This window comes from Microbacterium sp. NPDC056736 (genome assembly GCF_042790415.1).
Classification (GTDB): domain Bacteria; phylum Actinomycetota; class Actinomycetes; order Actinomycetales; family Microbacteriaceae; genus Microbacterium.
In genome coordinates this window covers 693,381-710,077 of sequence record NZ_JBHTZE010000001.1, presented here as the reverse complement: position 1 = coordinate 710,077, position 16,697 = coordinate 693,381, and the positions used below count along the sequence as shown (strand labels likewise).

Annotated in this window: 13 protein-coding genes; 2 read left to right on the top strand and 11 right to left on the bottom strand. The window is 73.8% G+C overall.

The window, feature by feature from the left end; genetic code table 11:
• Positions 1-127: 127 nt before the first annotated feature.
• The 3 genes from ACFRAL_RS03225 to ACFRAL_RS03215 form a co-directional block, all read right to left on the bottom strand.
• Complete coding sequence (locus tag ACFRAL_RS03225) at positions 128-1,714, bottom strand: DEAD/DEAH box helicase (protein ID WP_378879658.1); 1,587 nt, start codon at positions 1,712-1,714, stop codon at positions 128-130.
• 212 nt (positions 1,715-1,926) lie between these two features.
• Positions 1,927-3,045, bottom strand: a complete 1,119-nt coding sequence (pip, locus tag ACFRAL_RS03220; protein WP_378879655.1) for a prolyl aminopeptidase — start codon at positions 3,043-3,045, stop codon at positions 1,927-1,929.
• Positions 3,042-3,908, bottom strand: a complete 867-nt coding sequence (locus tag ACFRAL_RS03215) for a neutral zinc metallopeptidase (protein WP_378879652.1) — start codon at positions 3,906-3,908, stop codon at positions 3,042-3,044. The genes pip and ACFRAL_RS03215 overlap by 4 nt, the downstream gene beginning before the upstream one ends.
• Positions 3,909-4,000: 92 nt before the next feature.
• Here ACFRAL_RS03215 and ACFRAL_RS03210 point away from each other — a divergent pair, with 92 nt between their 5' ends.
• Positions 4,001-5,035 carry a malate dehydrogenase gene (locus ACFRAL_RS03210; protein WP_336393840.1) on the top strand — a complete coding sequence of 345 codons (1,035 nt, stop codon included), beginning with the start codon at positions 4,001-4,003 and terminating at the stop codon, positions 5,033-5,035.
• Between the two features lie 128 nt (positions 5,036-5,163).
• Positions 5,164-5,655 carry a recombinase family protein gene (locus ACFRAL_RS03205; RefSeq protein ID WP_336393841.1) on the top strand — a complete coding sequence of 164 codons (492 nt, stop codon included), beginning with the start codon at positions 5,164-5,166 and terminating at the stop codon, positions 5,653-5,655.
• A 45-nt stretch (positions 5,656-5,700) separates the two neighbouring features.
• Here the strand turns inward: ACFRAL_RS03205 and ACFRAL_RS03200 are convergent, their stop codons facing one another.
• The 8 genes from ACFRAL_RS03200 to ACFRAL_RS03165 are packed head-to-tail and all read right to left on the bottom strand — an operon-like array spanning position 5,701 to position 16,655.
• Positions 5,701-6,450 carry a hypothetical protein gene (locus tag ACFRAL_RS03200; RefSeq protein ID WP_336393842.1) on the bottom strand — a complete coding sequence of 250 codons (750 nt, stop codon included), beginning with the start codon at positions 6,448-6,450 and terminating at the stop codon, positions 5,701-5,703.
• A complete protein-coding gene (locus ACFRAL_RS03195; protein WP_378879648.1) occupies positions 6,447-8,114 on the bottom strand; it encodes a serine/threonine-protein kinase in 1,668 nt (555 codons plus the stop codon). Before ACFRAL_RS03195 ends, ACFRAL_RS03200 begins: the two co-directional genes overlap by 4 nt.
• Entirely contained in the window at positions 8,111-9,601 is a 1,491-nt protein-coding gene (locus ACFRAL_RS03190; RefSeq protein WP_378879645.1) for an FHA domain-containing protein, read from the bottom strand. The genes ACFRAL_RS03195 and ACFRAL_RS03190 overlap by 4 nt, the downstream gene beginning before the upstream one ends.
• A complete protein-coding gene (locus ACFRAL_RS03185; protein ID WP_378879642.1) occupies positions 9,601-10,455 on the bottom strand; it encodes a PP2C family protein-serine/threonine phosphatase in 855 nt (284 codons plus the stop codon). The genes ACFRAL_RS03190 and ACFRAL_RS03185 overlap by 1 nt, the downstream gene beginning before the upstream one ends.
• Entirely contained in the window at positions 10,452-11,867 is a 1,416-nt protein-coding gene (locus ACFRAL_RS03180; RefSeq protein WP_378879639.1) for an RDD family protein, read from the bottom strand. Before ACFRAL_RS03180 ends, ACFRAL_RS03185 begins: the two co-directional genes overlap by 4 nt.
• On the bottom strand, positions 11,864-14,425 hold the full coding sequence (locus tag ACFRAL_RS03175) for a transglutaminase family protein (RefSeq protein WP_378879636.1): 2,562 nt from the start codon (positions 14,423-14,425) through the stop codon (positions 11,864-11,866). Before ACFRAL_RS03175 ends, ACFRAL_RS03180 begins: the two co-directional genes overlap by 4 nt.
• Entirely contained in the window at positions 14,422-15,684 is a 1,263-nt protein-coding gene (locus ACFRAL_RS03170) for a DUF58 domain-containing protein (protein WP_378879635.1), read from the bottom strand. The genes ACFRAL_RS03175 and ACFRAL_RS03170 overlap by 4 nt, the downstream gene beginning before the upstream one ends.
• Positions 15,684-16,655: a MoxR family ATPase gene (locus tag ACFRAL_RS03165; protein WP_336393849.1), complete on the bottom strand. Its 972-nt coding sequence runs from the start codon at positions 16,653-16,655 to the stop codon at positions 15,684-15,686. The genes ACFRAL_RS03170 and ACFRAL_RS03165 overlap by 1 nt, the downstream gene beginning before the upstream one ends.
• Between the last annotated feature and the right edge of the window lie 42 nt (positions 16,656-16,697).

Below are 16,697 nucleotides of genomic sequence, written 5' to 3'. Positions count from 1 at the left end.
GTGGTGTTCACCCTGGGATGCCGAGGGCGCGACGACCCCGCCGACGGAAGCGCGGGGAAGCGCGGGGAAGCGCGGGGGGACGACAGAACCCCCCGCCCCATCAGGGGCGAGGGGTTCTGTCGGCGGGTCAGCGGCCGCCGCGGCGGTTGGTGCCGTTGGGCCGGACGACCGAGCCGACCATGAGCTTGCCGGTGCCGGCCGAGGAGGCGCGGCGGCCGGGCGTGCGCGGGTTGCCGGCGGGCTGAGCCGACCGGGTGTGACCGGCGCTCTGGTCGTGGCGCTGGTGCGCGGCCTTGTCGCGTGCCGCGGCGGCATCGCGGCGCGGCGCGCCGGTGCGCTGACCCGCGGCGGCGGGAGCGCCCTGGCCGGAGCCGCGGCGACGACGACCGCCGCCCGAACCCGAGCCACCCGAACCCGAGCCACCCGAGCGGGTGCCGGCATCCGTGTCGCGTGCGTCACGAGCCGCGCGCTTGCGCTGCGCGTTCGCACCCTGGCTGGTGCCGCGCGGGGTCTCGGCGACCGGAACGGGCTTGACGTACGGTGCGACCTGGCCGACGAGCTCGACGACCTCGGGCGAGGAGGCCGTCACGGCGACGGGCTCGACCGAGATCGCGGCCTTGCGCAGCAGCTGCGACACGTCGCGCCGCTGCTCGGGGAGCACGAGGGTGACGACGGCGCCCTCGGCACCGGCGCGGGCGGTGCGGCCGGAGCGGTGCAGGTACGCCTTGTGCTCGGTCGGCGGGTCGACGTGGATGACGAGCTCGACGTCGTCGACGTGCACGCCGCGGGCGGCGACGTCCGTCGCGACGAGCACCTTGACGCTGCCGCCCGAGAACGCCGCGAGGTTGCGGTCGCGGGCGGCCTGCGACAGGTTGCCGTGCAGGTCGACGGCGGGGATGCCCTCGCCGGTCAGCTGCTTCGCGAGCTTCTTGGCCTGGTGCTTGGTGCGCATGAACAGGATGCGCCGGCCGGTGCCGGAGGCGAGCGCCTTGACGACGTCCTTCTTGGCGTCGGCGTCGGCCAGCGTGAAGACGTGGTGCGTCATCGCGGCGACGGGCGAGTGCGCCTCGTCGACGGAGTGCAGCACCTCGTTCTGCAGGAAGCGGTTCACGAGCTTGTCGACCCCGTTGTCGAGGGTCGCGCTGAACAGCAGCCGCTGGCCGCCGGCCGGCGTGGCGTTCAGGATGCGCGTGACGCCCGGCAGGAAGCCGAGGTCGGCCATGTGGTCCGCCTCGTCGATGACGGTCATCTCGACCGCGTCGAGGCGCACGAAGCCCTGCTTCATGAGGTCCTCGAGGCGACCAGGGCACGCCACGACGATGTCGACACCGGCGTTGAGGGCGTTCACCTGGCGGTTCTGGTTCACGCCGCCGAAGATCGTGGTGGTCGTGAGGCCGTACGCCTTGGCGAGCGGGGCGAGGACCGCGTCGATCTGGGTCGCGAGCTCGCGCGTCGGCGCGAGCACGAGGCCGAGCGGGCGGCCCTTGCGGCGGTTGCCGCCGGCGAGCTTGCCGCCCAGGCGCGCGGCCATGGGGATCGAGAAGGCCAGGGTCTTGCCCGAGCCGGTCTTGCCGCGGCCGAGCACGTCGCGGCCGGAGAGGGTGTCGGGGAGCGTGTCGACCTGGATCGGGAACGCGGTGGTCTTGCCGTCGGCGGCCAGCGCGTCGACGAGGGGCTGCGGCACGCCGAGCGCGCCGAAGGAGGTTTCAGTCATGGATGGTTACATCTCCGGGCACAGTGGTGCCCTGTCGGTGGCCGGGGGCGGATCTCGCCCACGGGTCGCCGTACGAATGTCATCACCGGCATCGCGCGGGGCGCGGCGGCGGAAAGGAAGCGTTCTACGACGCGAGAAGCGCATCGGAGCGCTGCAAGGCTACCCACCCTACCAGTGCGCACCTGAGCGTTGCCCGCCGCCCGGAGGCAGGGCTATGCGGCGCCGGACTCGCGCGCGGGTTCCGTCGTGTCGATGCCGGGGGCGACGGATGCCTCGCCCGCGGCCTCGTCCTCGACCGCGGCGTCGTCATGCTCGTCGCGCGGATCATCGACCTCGACGGCGCCGTGCCCGTCGTGCGCGTCGGCCGCGAACCGATCGGTGGCGGCGCGCAGGGCGGCGGCGATGCCGGGCTCGGACGCCGCGTGCGCGGCATCCGGAACCATCGTGAACTCGGCCTCGGGCCACGCGCGGTGAAGGTCCCACGCCGTCATCGCGGGCGTGCACAGGTCGTACCGGCCCTGCACGATCACGGCGGGGATGTGCCGGATGCGCTCGACGCCGGCGATGAGCTGGCGCTCGTCGAACCAGCCGCCGTGGAGGAAGTAGTGGTTCTCGATGCGTGCGAACGCGACGGCCGCGCGAGGCTCGGTCATCGACTCGATCAGTGCGGGATCGGGAAGAAGGGTGAGGTTCGCGGCCTCCCAGCGCGACCAGGCGATCGCGGCGGGCACGTGCACCTCGGGGTCCGGGTCGGTGAGGCGGCGGTGATAGGCCTGCATCATCTGCGACCGCTCGAGGATCGGGATGGGGGCGACGAAGTCCTCCCACAGATCCGGGACGATCGACGCGGCGCCGCCCTCGTAGAACCACTCCAGCTCGTGGCGGCGCAGCGTGAAGATGCCGCGCAGCACGATCTCGCTGACCGCGCGCGGGTGCGCCTGGGTGTAGGCGAGAGCCAGCGCGCTGCCCCACGAGCCGCCGAAGACCTGCCACTTGGCGATGCCGAGGTTGCGGCGCAGCAGCTCGATGTCGGCCACGAGGTGCCACGTCGTGTTGTGCCGCAGGTCGGCGTGCGGGTCGCTCGCATGCGGAGTCGACCGGCCGCAGCCGCGCTGGTCGATGAGGATGATGCGGTAGCGCTCCGGGTCGAAGAAGCGACGGTGCCACGCGGATGCCCCGGCCCCCGGGCCGCCGTGCAGGAACACCACGGGCTTGCCGTCGGGGTTGCCGCACTGCTCGTAGTAGATGCGGTTCCCCTCGCCGGCGATCAGGGTGCCGGTGTCGTAGGGCTCGATGGCGGGGTAGAGGATCTCGTCGAGGTGCTCGTTCACAGACTTCCCCCGGCGACGCCGAAGGTGTCGCAGGCGGACGGGCCGCTCTGGTAGCCCGTCTCGAACCACCGCTGCCGCTGCTCGCTGGACCCGTGGGTCCAGCTCTCGGGGTTCACCGTGCCGCCGGTTTCCTGCTGGATGTGGTCGTCGCCCACCGTCCCCGCGGCGTTGATCGCGTCGGCGATCTGCTGCTGCGTCGGCGCCTTCAGATACGGCACCCCGTTGTCGTCCTCCAGCTCGGTCATGTCGCCGACCCAGGCCCCGGCGAAGCAGTCGGCCTGCAGCTCGGTGCGCACGCCGTTGCTGTCGGGACCCGTGCCGTTGTTCGGGTGCTGCTCCATGACGCCGGTGATGTACTGGACGTGGTGCCCGTACTCGTGCGCGAGCACGTACAGCTGGGCGAGGTCGCCCGCGGAGGCGTCGAACTGCTGGCGCAGCAGGCCGAAGAAGGTCGGGTCGATGTAGACGGTCTCCTCGGGCGGGCAGTAGAACGGTCCGGTCTGGTTGGAGGCCGTGCCGCACTGCGTGCCGGTCTGCCCGTCGACGATGACGAGCTGGGGCGCCCGGTAACCCTGCACCTGCGTCTCCCAGTACTCGTCGAGCACGACGCTGCCCGCTGCGAGTCGGCAGGCGTCGTCGCGGTTGGCGTCGGCCCCGGTCTCGCACTGCTGGATCTCGGACTCCGCGCCCGACCCCGTCTGCGGTGCGGGCACGAGGCCCGACAGGTCCTGCCCGGTGAAGAGCTGGAACAGCAGCACCGCGATCGCGCCGATACCCGCGATGCCGCCGCCGGCGACCGCCGCCCCGGCTCCCCGACGCCTCGCCCGGTTCCCCCCGACGTTGGCGTTCTCATTGAACGTCATGGCAGTCACGGTACCCCGATGCACGCCTTCCGCCGAGGAGCCTCCCCGTATCCCCGCGAAAGGGTAAAATGCCGCGGGCATAGGCTCGAGCCATGACGAACACGCCCAGGACCGTGACCATCACCGGCGGCGGCGGACAGATCGGCTACGCCCTCATGTTCCGCATCGCCGCGGGCGACATGCTCGGCCCCGACGTGCCGATCCGCCTGCGCCTGCTCGAGATCCCGCAGGGCATGCGCTCGGCCGAGGGTGCGGCGCTCGAACTGCAGGACTGCGCGTTCCCGCTGCTGCGCGAGGTCGACATCGCCGACGATCCCCTCACCGCGTTCGACGGCACGCACATCGCGATGCTCGTGGGCGCCCGGCCCCGTTCGGCCGGCATGGAGCGCGGGGATCTCCTGGCGGCGAACGCCGGCATCTTCGGCCCCCAGGGGGCGGCGATCGGCGCGGTCGCCGACGACGACGTCCGGGTCGTCGTGGTGGGCAACCCCGCGAACACCAACGCGCTCATCGCGGCGGCATCCGCCGGCCCGGACGTGCCCGTGGAGCGCTTCAGCGCGCTCACCCGCCTCGACCACAACCGGGCCGTGGGTCAGCTCGCCGAGACGCTCCGGATCGGGGCCGGCGAGATCGAGGACGTCGCCATCTGGGGCAACCACTCGGCGACGCAGTTCCCCGACGTCTCGCACGCGACCGTGCCGCCGGCGGAGGGATCGGGAGGACGGATGCCGCTCCTCGAGGTGCTCGCCGAGCGCCTCGGCGGCCGCGACGCGGCGACGTCGTGGCTCGACGAGGTCTTCATTCCGCGCGTCGCCAAGCGCGGCGCGGAGATCATCGAGGTCCGCGGCTCGTCGTCGGTCGCGTCCGCCGCCAACGCCGCGATCGACCACGTGCGCGATGAGCAGCAGGGGACGCGCGGGGGCTGGACGTCGGCGGCCGTGGTCTCCCGCGGCGAGTACGGCGTGCCGGAGGGGATCGTGTGCTCGTTCCCGGTGACCTCGCGGGGGGACGGCTACGAGGTGGTGGAGGGGCTCGACCTCGACGAGCGCGCACGGGGCCGGCTCGCGGCATCCGTCGACGAACTGGTCGCCGAGCGCGACGCGGTGCGGGAGCTCGGCGCACTCTGACACCCGGCGGCAGTCGCTGCGGCACGCGCTGGCCGAGCTCGACGCGGATCGGCTCAGCTTCGAGCTGCGGCTCGGGGACCAGGACTGACGTCGCCGGGTGAGACAATGGGGCGAGCGAAGGGGCCCCCATGACCGACACGACGAAGACGCCGGATGCCGCGCGCACGCACGCCGCCGCGACCGCGCAGTCCGTCGGCGCCGACACCGCGCCGCTGCACCTCCCACACCCCGCCGCCGAGTGCCCGAAGTGCTTCACCGAGCTGCAGCAGGACCGCAACTGGTGGCTGGCCCAGCCCGCCGGCTCGCGCCTGGTGGGCCTGGTGATCTCCCGCGACGACATGCCCTCCGTCGTCGAGCAGCGCAACGATCTCACGCGTTTCGGTGTGCCGATCGAGGGCTTCCGCCACCCGGCCCCCGAGACCCTCGAGTCGTGGGAGGAGCGGCTGGTGCGCCTCTTCGGCACGCTCGTGCGGGGCGACGTGCTCGTCGTCGCCAACGTGCACGCGCTCGGCCGCGACATCGACGAGGAGACCCGCACGGTCGCCGAGCTCCACCGCCGCGGCGTGGTGGTCAAGGTCGTCAGCCATGGCGGACGCCACCTCTACGACGCGGGGCGCTGAGCCGACGCTGCGGCGCGCCGCTTGCGGGATCGCCGGGCGGGCGGATCAGGCGTCGTCGTCCGCGTTCCCGCTCACGCCGTTGCGCGAGTCCTCGCGCTCGATGTCGAGCAGCGGGAGGTCGTCGCGGGTGACGAGGCGCGCGGCGATCGCGTGCTCGACGAGGCGCACCCGGCGGTTGGTGGCGTAGGAGCGCACCCCGCCGCGCATGCCGGGCACGCCGATCTTGTCGAGCTTGTCGCACACGTTGTCGAGCTTGCGGTTGAAGCGGGTCAGCGTCCAGCCCAGGCGCTCGGCTGCCTGCGCCGAGGTGGGCAGCTCGCTCATGCCCGTCCCGTCGCGTCGCAGCACCGGCTCGGCGAGAGCCAGGATCATGACGCGCTGACTGTGGGTGAGCGGCACCTCGCCGATGGTGCTGAGGCCCTCGTCGTCGGCCGGGGGCTGCGACTCGCGGAACGTCGGCTCCGACGCGTGGATCGTGAGCTCGTACGTCGTCGGACCGGCGCTGAAGATGACGGATGTCGCGGCGAAGACGAGCGGAAGGCGCGCACCGGGTGCGAGCCAGGCCTGCACCCGCCCACCGGAGTCGGTGACGGTGGCCGACAGCCGCGATCCGACGTTCGACAGCAGCCACAGGCCGTCGACGTTCTGGATGGTGAGGAAGTTGCGATGCAGGAAGAGGTTGTCGTCGATGGCGAGGTCGCCCTCGCGGCCCACCGTGAACACCGTGTCGGGCTCGACCGAGAACTCCTCGCCGGCGAACTCGACGGTGAGCGCGTCGGCTTCCGCGACGGTCATGGCGTGCACCCCCTGGTCTTCTCGGGATCCTGCTGCTGCGTGCCGTTGGCGCGGACGAGCGTGACGTCGACGCAGGTCTGACCCGATGCGGCGGCGGGCACGGTGATCTCAGCGGTCTCGACCGTCTCGACGACGGGCGTGCTGTCGGCGAGGTCGACGATCTCGACGATGTAGAAGTCGCCGTCCTGCGGATCGGCGTTGGTCCACGTGAATCTCACGCCGCCCTCGACCGGCGTGCCCGTGACCTGCTCGACCGGCGGGACGATCGCCGCGATCGGGTCCTGCGGGCGCGACGAGGCCGTCGGCTCGCTCGTGGACGGGCCCGTCCCGGAGAGCATGCCGGGAAGCGAGACCGCCACGATCACCGCGACGATGACGAGGGCGACGGCGCCGAGCCCGATCCACAGCCCGGTGCGCGGACGCCGGGGCGCGGCATCCGTGCCCGTCACCTCCTCCGGCGCGGCGACGGTCTCGAACGCGGTCGGCGCCGGCACGGGGACGGATGCCGCGGGCGGTGCCGCCGGTGCCCGCAGGATCGTCTCGTCGGGAAGCGCCTCCCCCGGGCTCCGGCGGCGGACGGTCTGCTCGAAGGCCGCCGCGGGTGTCGCGCGCAGCACCGTCTCGGTGTCGATCGCAGCCGGTTCGAACACCGGGGCGTATCCGGCGCTCGGTGCCGTCTTCGCCGAGGGGCGGGTCGCCCCCGCGGCGGGCGCGGTCTCGGGGCTGATGCTGACGACGCCGCGCACCCGCGTCAGTCCGTCGTCCTCGTCGGCCTCGATGTCTTCGGGAAGCTGGTCGTCGAGGATGTCGATCGGCGTCACCGAGTGCGACAGCTCGATCTGGACGGTCTGCAGAGCGCGGGCGAAGGCGAGCGCGCTCTCGTGCCGATCGGCCGGGTTCTTGGCCATCGCCCGCTCGAGCGCGCGCTGCAGCGACGCCGGTACATCAGCGCGGCCGAGGGCGGGCAGCGGCTGGGACTCGATGCGATGGATGAGCTCGGCGGCGCCGTTGCGCTGACCGGGCAGCTCGAACGGCGAGCGGCCGGCGAGCAGGGTGTACACGGTGGCCCCGAGCGCCCAGACGTCCGAACGCGGATCGCTGCGGGGTACGTCCGCGAACGACTCCGGCGGCGACCACGGGATGGACAGTCCCGCCGATTCGGCGGCGGCGCTCGTCGTCGAGGCGATGCCGAAGTCGGTCAGCGCCGGCCGGTTGTACTCCGTCACCAGGATGTTGGCCGGCTTGATGTCGCGGTGGAGCACCCCCGCGCGGTGTGCGGTCTCGACCGCCGCCGCGACCTGCACCCCGACCCGCAGCGACTCCGCGATCGAGAACGCCTCCCGCCGGTACCGCACCTGGAGGTTGGGCCGCGGGCAGTACTCCATGACGAGGTACGGCCGGCCGTCGCCGGCGACGCCCGCCTGGTAGATCGTGACGATCGCCGGGTGGGTCGAGAGCATCGCCATGACGTTGGCCTCGGCGGTGAACTCCTCGACCGACCCGCTGGACATGCGCTCGGTGAGCAGCACCTTGACCGCGACGCGCCGCTTCGGCAGCTGCTGCTCGTACAGGTACACGTCGGCGAAGCCGCCGGAGCCGAGCAGGTCGACGTACGTGAAGCCGGGGAGGTCCGGCGGCGCCATCGGCGCGCGCTTGGCGCTCACGACGGCTCCTCGATGTGGACCGTCACGCCGTCGCCGAGGTCGAGCACGTCGCCCGGGACGACGACGGTCCCCTCGCCCGGGTGCAGCCGCACCGGATCGGCGCCGGACCGCAGCAGCGTCGTGCCGTTGGTCGTGCGCAGGTCGGTCGCGACGATGCTCTCGCCCTCGACCCGCAGCTCGACGTGGCTGCGGGAGATGTCCTGCTGCGGGCTGTCGACGGCGACGAGGTGGGGCAGGTCGGTGCCGCTGACGCGGGTCGAGCGCGGACGGCGGCCGATGACGACGGTGCGGTCGAGCGCGACGACCTGGCCGGTCGAGAGCCGCACGCGGCCGGGCGCGGGCGGACGGGGCGGGGCCAGCGGCGCCGGGGCCGAATCGGCCGGGAGAGCGGATGCCGCGCCCGCCGCGTCCTCGGACGCACCGGCGCGCAGCGCCCGCGCCTGGGCGAGGGAGATGGTGGCGCCGTCGTGGTCGCCGATCACGGTCGCAGGGACGCCCGGGACGGGGGCCGGGATGCCCGGCACGGGCGCGGGGACGCCGGGTACGCCCGCGGTGGCGTCGCGGGGCGAACCCGGCTCGTCGAGGGGTCGCAGCACGGTGGCGCCGACCTCGGCGTCGAAGCCCGCGGCGTCGTCGGAGTCGTCAGGCTGGGCGCCGGCGGTGTCCGGTGCACCGGGGGGCACCGCGACGGGGTGCAGCGCGGAGTCGAAGGGCAGCAGCGTCTCGGCGTCCGCCACCGACGGCACGGAGCTCGAGTCGATCAGCATGCCCGATGCCGCCGCGACAGCGGGGGGCGCGGCGCGCCGCGGGCCCGGAGCCGGCGCGGCGGGCTCCTCCTCGGCGTCGGGGCCCGGCTCGGCCGGATCGTCCTGGCCCTCGGGCTCGTCACGGCGGCCGGCAACGGGCGCGTCGGCGGCAAGCCGAGGCTCGTCGGCGGGAGCGGGCGCGGCGGTGGGAGCCGGCGCCTCGATGGGAGCCGGCGCGTCGGCGGGGGCCGGCGCGTCGGCGGGGGCCGGCGCGTCGGCGGCCGCGGCCGCGACGGAGCGCACGGGCGCGGCATCCCAGACGATGGTTCCGGCGAGAACGATGCCGTCGGCGATCTCGAACTCGGCGGGCGCGGCATCCGGCTCGGACGAGGTGAGCGTGACGCGCTGGACCGCGGGGATCACGCGCTCGGTCCACGTCGTGACACCGGCGCCCGACACGCGCTCGGCCGCTCCCGCGGCCACCTCGAACGCGAAGTCGCCGCGCACGGCGACGCGGACGCTCTCGCCCTCCACGAGCGCGACGGCGAAGCCGGGGATGGCGGTGAGCGAGGCGCCGTACGCGCCCGTGAGCGCCTCGATGACGCCGCCGAGGCCGCGCCCGTCGGCGAGGAGCGACCGGATCCGCCCGAGCAGCGCCGCCGAGGCGCCCGCTTCGAGCGCGGCGAACCCGCGCGTCGTGACGGCGACCGGCGTGGCGCCGGGTGCGTACAGCGTCGGCATCAGAGACCTCCTGTGACCGCTGCGCGCGGCAGCGTGTCTCCGTCGATGTCGACGACGGGAGCGGTGGGGGCGCTCACCGGCACCGTATCGTGTTCGACCGACCGGTTCGCGCGGCTGCGCACCGAGAGCGCATCGACGACGATGGCCGTGATGTTGTCGCGCCCGCCGCGCACCATGGCCTCGTGCACGAGCCGCGTGGCCGCCGCCTGCGGATCGGGCTCGGCGAGGAGGATGCCGTGGATCGCGTCCTTCTCGAGCTCGCCCGAGAGCCCGTCGGAGCAGACCAGGATGCGGTCGCCGTCTTCGGCGGGGATGAGCCAGTAGTCCGGATCGGCGTCGCTGCCGGCGCCGATCGCGCGCGTGATGACGTTGCGACGCGCATCGCGCTGCGCGGCGTCGGCGGCGAGCTCGCCGCTGTCCACGAGCTCCTGCACGACCGAGTGGTCCACGCTCACCTGCTCGAGCCGGCCCTCGCTGAGGCGGTAGGTGCGCGAGTCGCCCAGGTTGACCGCCAGCCAGTACCCCTCGCCGTCGACGTCGGCGACGACAACGCCGGCCAGCGTGGTGCCGGCGCCCGCGCCCCCGCCCGCCGGAAGCGCGGCGACGCGGCGGCGAGCGGTCGCCACGGCGGTGTGGACGTCGTCGATGGCGAGGCTCTCGCGGCCCACGAGCGCGGCGAACTCGTGGATCACCGTCGCGCTGGCGATCTCGCCCGCGTTGTGTCCGCCCATGCCGTCGGCGACGAGGAACAGCGGGGCGGCGGCGAGGTACGAGTCCTCGTTGATCCGCCGTCGCAGCCCGGGATCGGTCGCCGCCCCGAAGGCCAGCGTGATCGGGGTCGCCGCGGCGGTCATCGGCCTGCTCCCACCGTGACGCGGCGATCGCCGAGCTCGAGGCTGTCACCCGCACGGAGGGACGTGGGCAGGCCGGGCACGAGCGGGATGCGGCTGCCGTCGCGCACGAGCGTGGTGCCGTTCGTCGAATGACGGTCGGCGATCCACGCGCCTGCGACGTCGCCGCCGATCTCGAAATGCGTCTTCGACAGGGACAGCGTCTCGTCGCGCACCGCGATCGCGACGGCGCCCTGCTCGGACGCGGGGTTGCGGCCGTACAGAGTCCGGCCGTAGACGGCCATCCGCGTGCCGTCGTCCCACGTGAGGACCGCGATCACGGGGGCATCGGCGTACAGGGCGGCGCGCTGCGCGGGCGGCGGCACGGCCGCGCGGGTGGCGTCCACGTCGTCGGCGGGTGCCCACGCCAGCACCGTCGTACCCGCGGCCGCCATGGCCGGCTGCGGCGCGGGGCGCGCGTCGGTCGTCACCGCCGGTGAGAGCCCGCGTGGGACGGCCGCGCCGAACGGCTCGGTGGTCGTCGCGGCGGGGAACGGCGTCGTGACGCTCGGGAACGCGTCGACGGGCTCCGCACGCGTGGCGGCCGGCTGCGCGGGCGCTGCCTCCTCGCCGCGGAACAGCCACGACAGGTCGGCGACCGGCCCGGTCGGCTGATGGGCGGTGGACAGCGGGGGCGCCGCGGAGCGGTCGGCGGTCGCCGACGGCCGCGCCGGCGCAGCGGACGCGGTGGCGGGCGGCCATCCCGGCACGGCGGACGCGGACGGCCATCCCGGCGTGGCGGACGCGGTCGCCGGCGGCCAGGCGGGCGAGGCCGTCGCGGTGCGGTCGAGCAGTGGGCTCGCCGGCGCCGGCATCGGCAGCGCGGGTGCCGGCGGGACGGGGCTCGGGATGCCGGCGGCCGCCGGCGCTCCGGTCGGCCGGCGGGAGGCGGCCGAGCCGGCGGCGCGGGCTGCGCGCACGTCGACGACGACCGCGCCGGAGGCCATGTCGTGCCAGCCCTGCCGGCGCGCAGACGCGTCGAACAGCGGGGTGAAGTAGCCGACGACGATCGATCCGGCCAGCCCGAAGACGATGTTGCGCCACACGGCGCGCCAGAAGCCGATCGGCTCCCCCGAGCCCGCGTCCGCCAGCCGCAGGCCGAGCAGACGCTGTCCGATGGAACCGTGCCCGCCCTGCATCCCGGAGTAGACCAGCCACCACCCGAGGAGCAGCAGAACCAGGCCCGACCAGGCGAACAGCATGACCGCCGCGAGCTCGTCGGGCTGCAGGGCGCGTGCGAGGGCGACCGTGACACCGGCCACGATGCCGACGATCACGCCGGCGACGAGATACGCGAGGGCGATGTCGATCGCGAACGCCCCGACGCGGCGTCCGATGGTGCCCGAGGGGGCGTCGCCGGGCGGACTCACGGTCATTCGGACTCCTGTGCGGGGCGGGCGGAGTGCTCCGATGCACCCCGCGACTTGTCGGCACGGCGGCGGGATGCGCGCGTCGACGGCCTGTCGGCGGCGGTCGCCGTCGGGTCGTCCGCCGTCGCGGCCGCCGGCCCGGAGGATGCCGCCGCCTCCGGCGGACGCGACGCGGTGCGCGGCACCCGCGCAGGCAGCTCGAACCGCGTGCCCTCCAGGAGCGAGCGGACGCTGAGCCGCGCCCGCAGGCGCTGCCACAGCGATCTTCCGCTGCCCATGCCGCCGACGATCTCGTCGACCTGCGTCCAGAACGCCTCGATGTCATCGGGCGTCGGCTCGACCGGGCCGAACACCTGGGCATCGGCCCGCGTGGCGAGCGTCGCCACGCGCGGCTCCGCCAGCGCCGCCGTGAGCACGCCCGCGTCCTCTTGACGGGTCGATCCGGCGCGCACCGGAGCGCCGTAGTCGGACGCCCTGTCGACGAGCTCGTCCCAGCCGCCCGAGATGCGGTCCGCGGCGCGAGCGGCCTCGCGGCGCTGACGGCGGCGAGCCGCCTTCAGCGCACCGATGACGATGAACGGGGCGAGCAGCACGGCGAGGATGCCGAGCACGCCGACGCCGATGGTGACGATGGTCCACAGCAGCGCCGCATCGAACCCGTTCTCGTCCTCGGACCCGCGGTCGTCGGCGACGGTGGGCGGCAGGTCCACCTGCTCCTGCGGCGGAGGCGGCGGCTGCAGCACCTGCGGCTTGGGGTCGGCCTTGGGCTTGGTCGTCTGGTCGCTCGGGACCTGGTCGTCGGGCGGGGTGGGATCGAACGGCACCCAGCCGGCGTCCTCGAACGCGACCTCGACCCAGGCGTGCAGGGTGTCGCCGGTGGCCGTGAAGGAGCCCTCCGCCGCCTCGTCCTCCGCGGGGTAGAAGCCCATGACGACCCGCGCGGGGATGCCGAGCTGACCGGCCAGCAGCGCCATCGCCGTCGCATACTGCTCATCGTCGCCGACCATCTGCTGCGATCCCAGGAGCGTCTGGATGCGCTCGGCGCCGTGGCCCGCCCGCGAGAGAGGCTGGCCCGCGAGGCCGTGGCTGAAGTAGCCGCCCTCCGAGAGCATCTGCTGAAGTGCGCGGGCCTGCTCGACGGGCGTCTCGGCCTCTGCGACGGCCTCCGCCGCGATCTCGGCGAGGGACTCGGGCACGCCCTCCTGCTTGGGCATCTTCAGCGGCGCGAAGGACTGGTCGCCCAGCTGCTCGTCGCTCGGGACCTCGGGGATGACGGCCTGGAGGGTGTACTCGTCACCCTCTTGCAGACCGGCGGTCACCACACCGGTCGTGGTCGACTCGTTGTAGTGCGCGGTGCGGCGGAGGTCGTCGGCCCGGTCGCCGTCGAACGTGACGCTGCGGACGGCGCCGGCCTCCGGCATCCACACCCCCTCCAGCGCGCCGATCTCGACGTGGACCGTCGCCGGCGTGCCCTCGACGTCGGCGGACATGTTCGTGCGAGCAGGCGTGAAAGCGCTGGAGCTGCCGGTGCCCGAGTCGGACACGTTGTAGACGGTGCCGTTGTAGGCGTCCATGGTCGCCAGGCGCACGCGCGCACCTTCCGGCAGACCGCGCGCGGTGAAGAGCGCCTCGTCAGGGTGATCGCGCACGTACGCGCGGAACGACTGCAGGGGACTCGGGAACTCGCGGATGTCGAACGGCGGGATCACGACGTCGCGCAGCACGTACCGGGGGGAGGAGGGTGCGGCGAAAGCGCTGGTGGCCACGCCGACGAGCGCGGCGATCGCGATCACCGCCGCTCCCATCAGCAGCCGGCGGACGCCGGCGCCCCGCGCTGCCGAGCCCTCGCCCACCGAGATCGCCGCCGTCTGGGGCTGCCACGCCTGTCGCACGGCGAGCCACGCCACGGCCACCAGGCCGAAGACGATGCCCTGCACGACCGGCACGATGGGCTCGGAGGTGCCCAGCGCGATCTCGATCGCGAGGAAGGCGGCGGCCGGGATGAGCGCCCACGCGGCGCTGCGCAGGCGCAACGCCAGCGATGCCGTCAGGACTGCGGCGACGAGCGCGAGGAGGAACGGCACGATGAGGTGTCCGCCGTCGGTCGCCACGGGTGCGACCGTGGTCAGCAGCTGCTTCCACGACATGAACGTGCCGAGCCCGAGGAGGCGGATCGTCTCCAGGGTGGGGATGACGCCGGCGACGGTGGTGTGCGGCAGGGCGAGGGCGCCGCCGAACAGGAAGTACACCACGACGGTCGCGGCCGCGATGAGCAGGATGCCCCAGTGGAGCAGCCTTCCGAGCACCGCGAGGGCCACCCCGAGCACCAGTCCGCCCAGCGCCGCCACAAGGTACAGCGGACTGTCGAAGGTCGGCTGGAACCCGATGATCGGCACCAGCAGGAGGGCGAGCACCGCCCCGAGGTCGAGCACCCAGCGGCGCACCGGGAGCGCCTCGGCCTCCGGCCGCGCGGTTCGCGACGCCCGCGCGGCGACCGGTGCGGCGACCGGCTCCGGGCGCTCCGCGCGGGAGCGGCGGGGGCGCAGGGGCGCGGGGGCGGTCATGCGAGCACCTTCCGCAGCGCGTTCGGCAGCTGCTCGAGCGCTCCGAGCGTCACGACGTCCGCATCGCCGATGCGGCGCAGTGTCGGCGATGCCGCGGCGGAGGCCGCCACGACGGCGAGCGCACGCGCACCGAACGGCAGGCGACTGCACGCGGTGCGCAGGTCGCCGGTGCCGACCCGGCTGCCGCATACCAGCACGACGACGCTCGCCAGCGGCAGCGTCGCGGCGACCGACCCGGCGAGCTCGACGATGCCGCCGGCCCGGGGCTTGGACTTCTCCAGCGCCGAGAGCGAGTCGAGGAACTGCTTGCCCGTTCCGGACGGCAGCGCGCGCTCCTGCACCCGCACCTCGACGCGGTGGGAGTCGCGGAGGGCACGCAGGCCCAGCGACCCGGCTGCCGAGATCGCGAGCTCGAACTCCTCGTCGTCGCGGTAGTCGGCGGGGCTCGTGGACAGGCCGATGACGAAGTGCGAGCGACGGGTCTCCTCGTACTGGCGGACCATCATGCGGCCGGTGCGCGCCGTCGACTTCCAGTGCACGTGGCGCAGGTCGTCGCCGGGCTGGTACTCGCGCAGGGCGTGGAACGAGACGTCGTCGGGCGAGAGATCGGTGGCGGGAAGCCCCTCGAGGTCGCGGAGGAAGCCCAGCGACTGGCCGTCGAAGAGCACGGTCCGCGGATGGACGAAGAGGTCGACGGGCTCGTCGCGGCGGTGCACGCGCTCGAATAGCCCGAGCGGATCGCCGCGCACGACGCTGACCGGACCGACCTTCACCACCGCCCGGCGGGAGGTGGGGATGGCGAAGAGCTCCTCGGCGGACTGGCCGGCCGCGAGCCGGTCGACGTCGAACACGCCACGGCCGTTGCCCACGGGCAGCAGCACGCGCGACGGCAGGATCGCGCGGGACCCCGTGTTGGCGAGCGTCAGCGCCCCCACGGCGCGCTCCCCGACGACGACCCGCGTGCGGTTGAGGTCGAGCGACACGTCGTACGCGGTGCGGCCGATGAGGAACAGCAGGCACAGCAGCAGTACGACGGCGACCACGACCGCAGCCACGGTCAGCTCCCACCACCCGAGCGCCTGCCCCGCGATCCACAGCGCGACGGCGCCGGCGCTCAGCACCCAGGCGGCGGGGCGCACGACCCCGAAGACGCGGCCGAGCGCCGCACCGGCGGGCCGCAGCACCGCGAGCGCCAGCTCGCCGTACTGCGCCCGCCGATCCTCCGCGGCCGTCGCCTGCCCGAGTGCCTCCGTCGCCATCAGGCCGCGGACCTCGCCTGCGGCGCGGCGACGGCGTCGAGCACGCGCGCGACGACCGCCTCGGCCGTCGTGCCGGCGAACTCGGCCTCGGGGTCGAGCACGATGCGGTGGGTCCACACCGGAGCCACGAGCGCCTTGATGTCATCGGGCAGCACGAAGTGGCGGCCCTGCGCCGCTGCGTACACCTTGGCGACGCGGATCATCGCCAGCGAGCCGCGCACCGAGACGCCCAGGCGTGTGGCCGGGTCGTTGCGGGTGGCCTCGGCGAGCTGCGCGGTGTACCGGAGCACGGCGGGGTCGACGTGCACCGTGCCGGCGAGGTCGGCCATGTCGGCGACGGCGCCCGTGGTGATGATCGCGGGCAGGTGCGCCGACGGGTTGCGGTCGGCCGCACCGGCGAGGATGCGCTCGGCCACCGCGAGGTCGGGGTACCCGATCGAGGTCTTCACGAGGAAGCGGTCGAGCTGCGCCTCGGGGAGCTTGTAGGTGCCCGCCTGCTCGATGGGGTTCTGCGTCGCGATGACCAGGAAGGGGCGGCCCACATCGTGCGCGACGCCGTCGACCGTGACCCGCGACTCCTCCATGACCTCCAGCAGCGCCGACTGGGTCTTCGGCGACGCGCGGTTGATCTCGTCCGCGAGGACGATCGAGGCGAAGACCGGACCGCGGTGGAACTCGAAGCGGTGCGAGGCCTGGTCGTAGATCGTGACGCCCGTCACGTCCGAGGGGAGCAGGTCGGGCGTGAACTGGATGCGGCTGCTCGTGCCCTGCACGGTGGCGGCCAGCGCCTTCGCAAGGCTCGTCTTGCCGGTGCCCGGGGCATCCTCGAGCAGCACGTGGCCCTCGGCGAGCATCGCAGAGAGCACCAGTCCCACGACCTCGCGCTTGCCCATCAGGGCCTGGTCGACGTTGTCGACCAGGCGTGAGAAGGTGCCCTGGAACCAGGCCGCCTGTTCGGGGGTCATCGTCATGTTCGTCTCGTTCTCTCGTTGCGTGAAGTGGTGATGGCGGAT

Excerpts from the sequence above, each read along its gene's own strand:
- ACFRAL_RS03180 (WP_378879639.1), bottom strand. The coding sequence starts at position 11,867 with ATGACCGTGAGTCCGCCCGGCGACGCCCCCTCGGGCACCATCGGACGC.
- ACFRAL_RS03185 (WP_378879642.1), bottom strand. The coding sequence starts at position 10,455 with ATGACCGCCGCGGCGACCCCGATCACGCTGGCCTTCGGGGCGGCGACC.
- ACFRAL_RS03225 (WP_378879658.1), bottom strand. The coding sequence starts at position 1,714 with ATGACTGAAACCTCCTTCGGCGCGCTCGGCGTGCCGCAGCCCCTCGTC.
- ACFRAL_RS03205 (WP_336393841.1), top strand. The coding sequence starts at position 5,164 with ATGACCGACACGACGAAGACGCCGGATGCCGCGCGCACGCACGCCGCC.
- ACFRAL_RS03170 (WP_378879635.1), bottom strand. The coding sequence starts at position 15,684 with ATGGCGACGGAGGCACTCGGGCAGGCGACGGCCGCGGAGGATCGGCGG.
- ACFRAL_RS03215 (WP_378879652.1), bottom strand. The coding sequence starts at position 3,908 with ATGACGTTCAATGAGAACGCCAACGTCGGGGGGAACCGGGCGAGGCGT.
- ACFRAL_RS03200 (WP_336393842.1), bottom strand. The coding sequence starts at position 6,450 with ATGACCGTCGCGGAAGCCGACGCGCTCACCGTCGAGTTCGCCGGCGAG.
- ACFRAL_RS03165 (WP_336393849.1), bottom strand. The coding sequence starts at position 16,655 with ATGACGATGACCCCCGAACAGGCGGCCTGGTTCCAGGGCACCTTCTCA.
- ACFRAL_RS03175 (WP_378879636.1), bottom strand. The coding sequence starts at position 14,425 with ATGACCGCCCCCGCGCCCCTGCGCCCCCGCCGCTCCCGCGCGGAGCGC.
- ACFRAL_RS03190 (WP_378879645.1), bottom strand. The coding sequence starts at position 9,601 with ATGCCGACGCTGTACGCACCCGGCGCCACGCCGGTCGCCGTCACGACG.
- ACFRAL_RS03210 (WP_336393840.1), top strand. The coding sequence starts at position 4,001 with ATGACGAACACGCCCAGGACCGTGACCATCACCGGCGGCGGCGGACAG.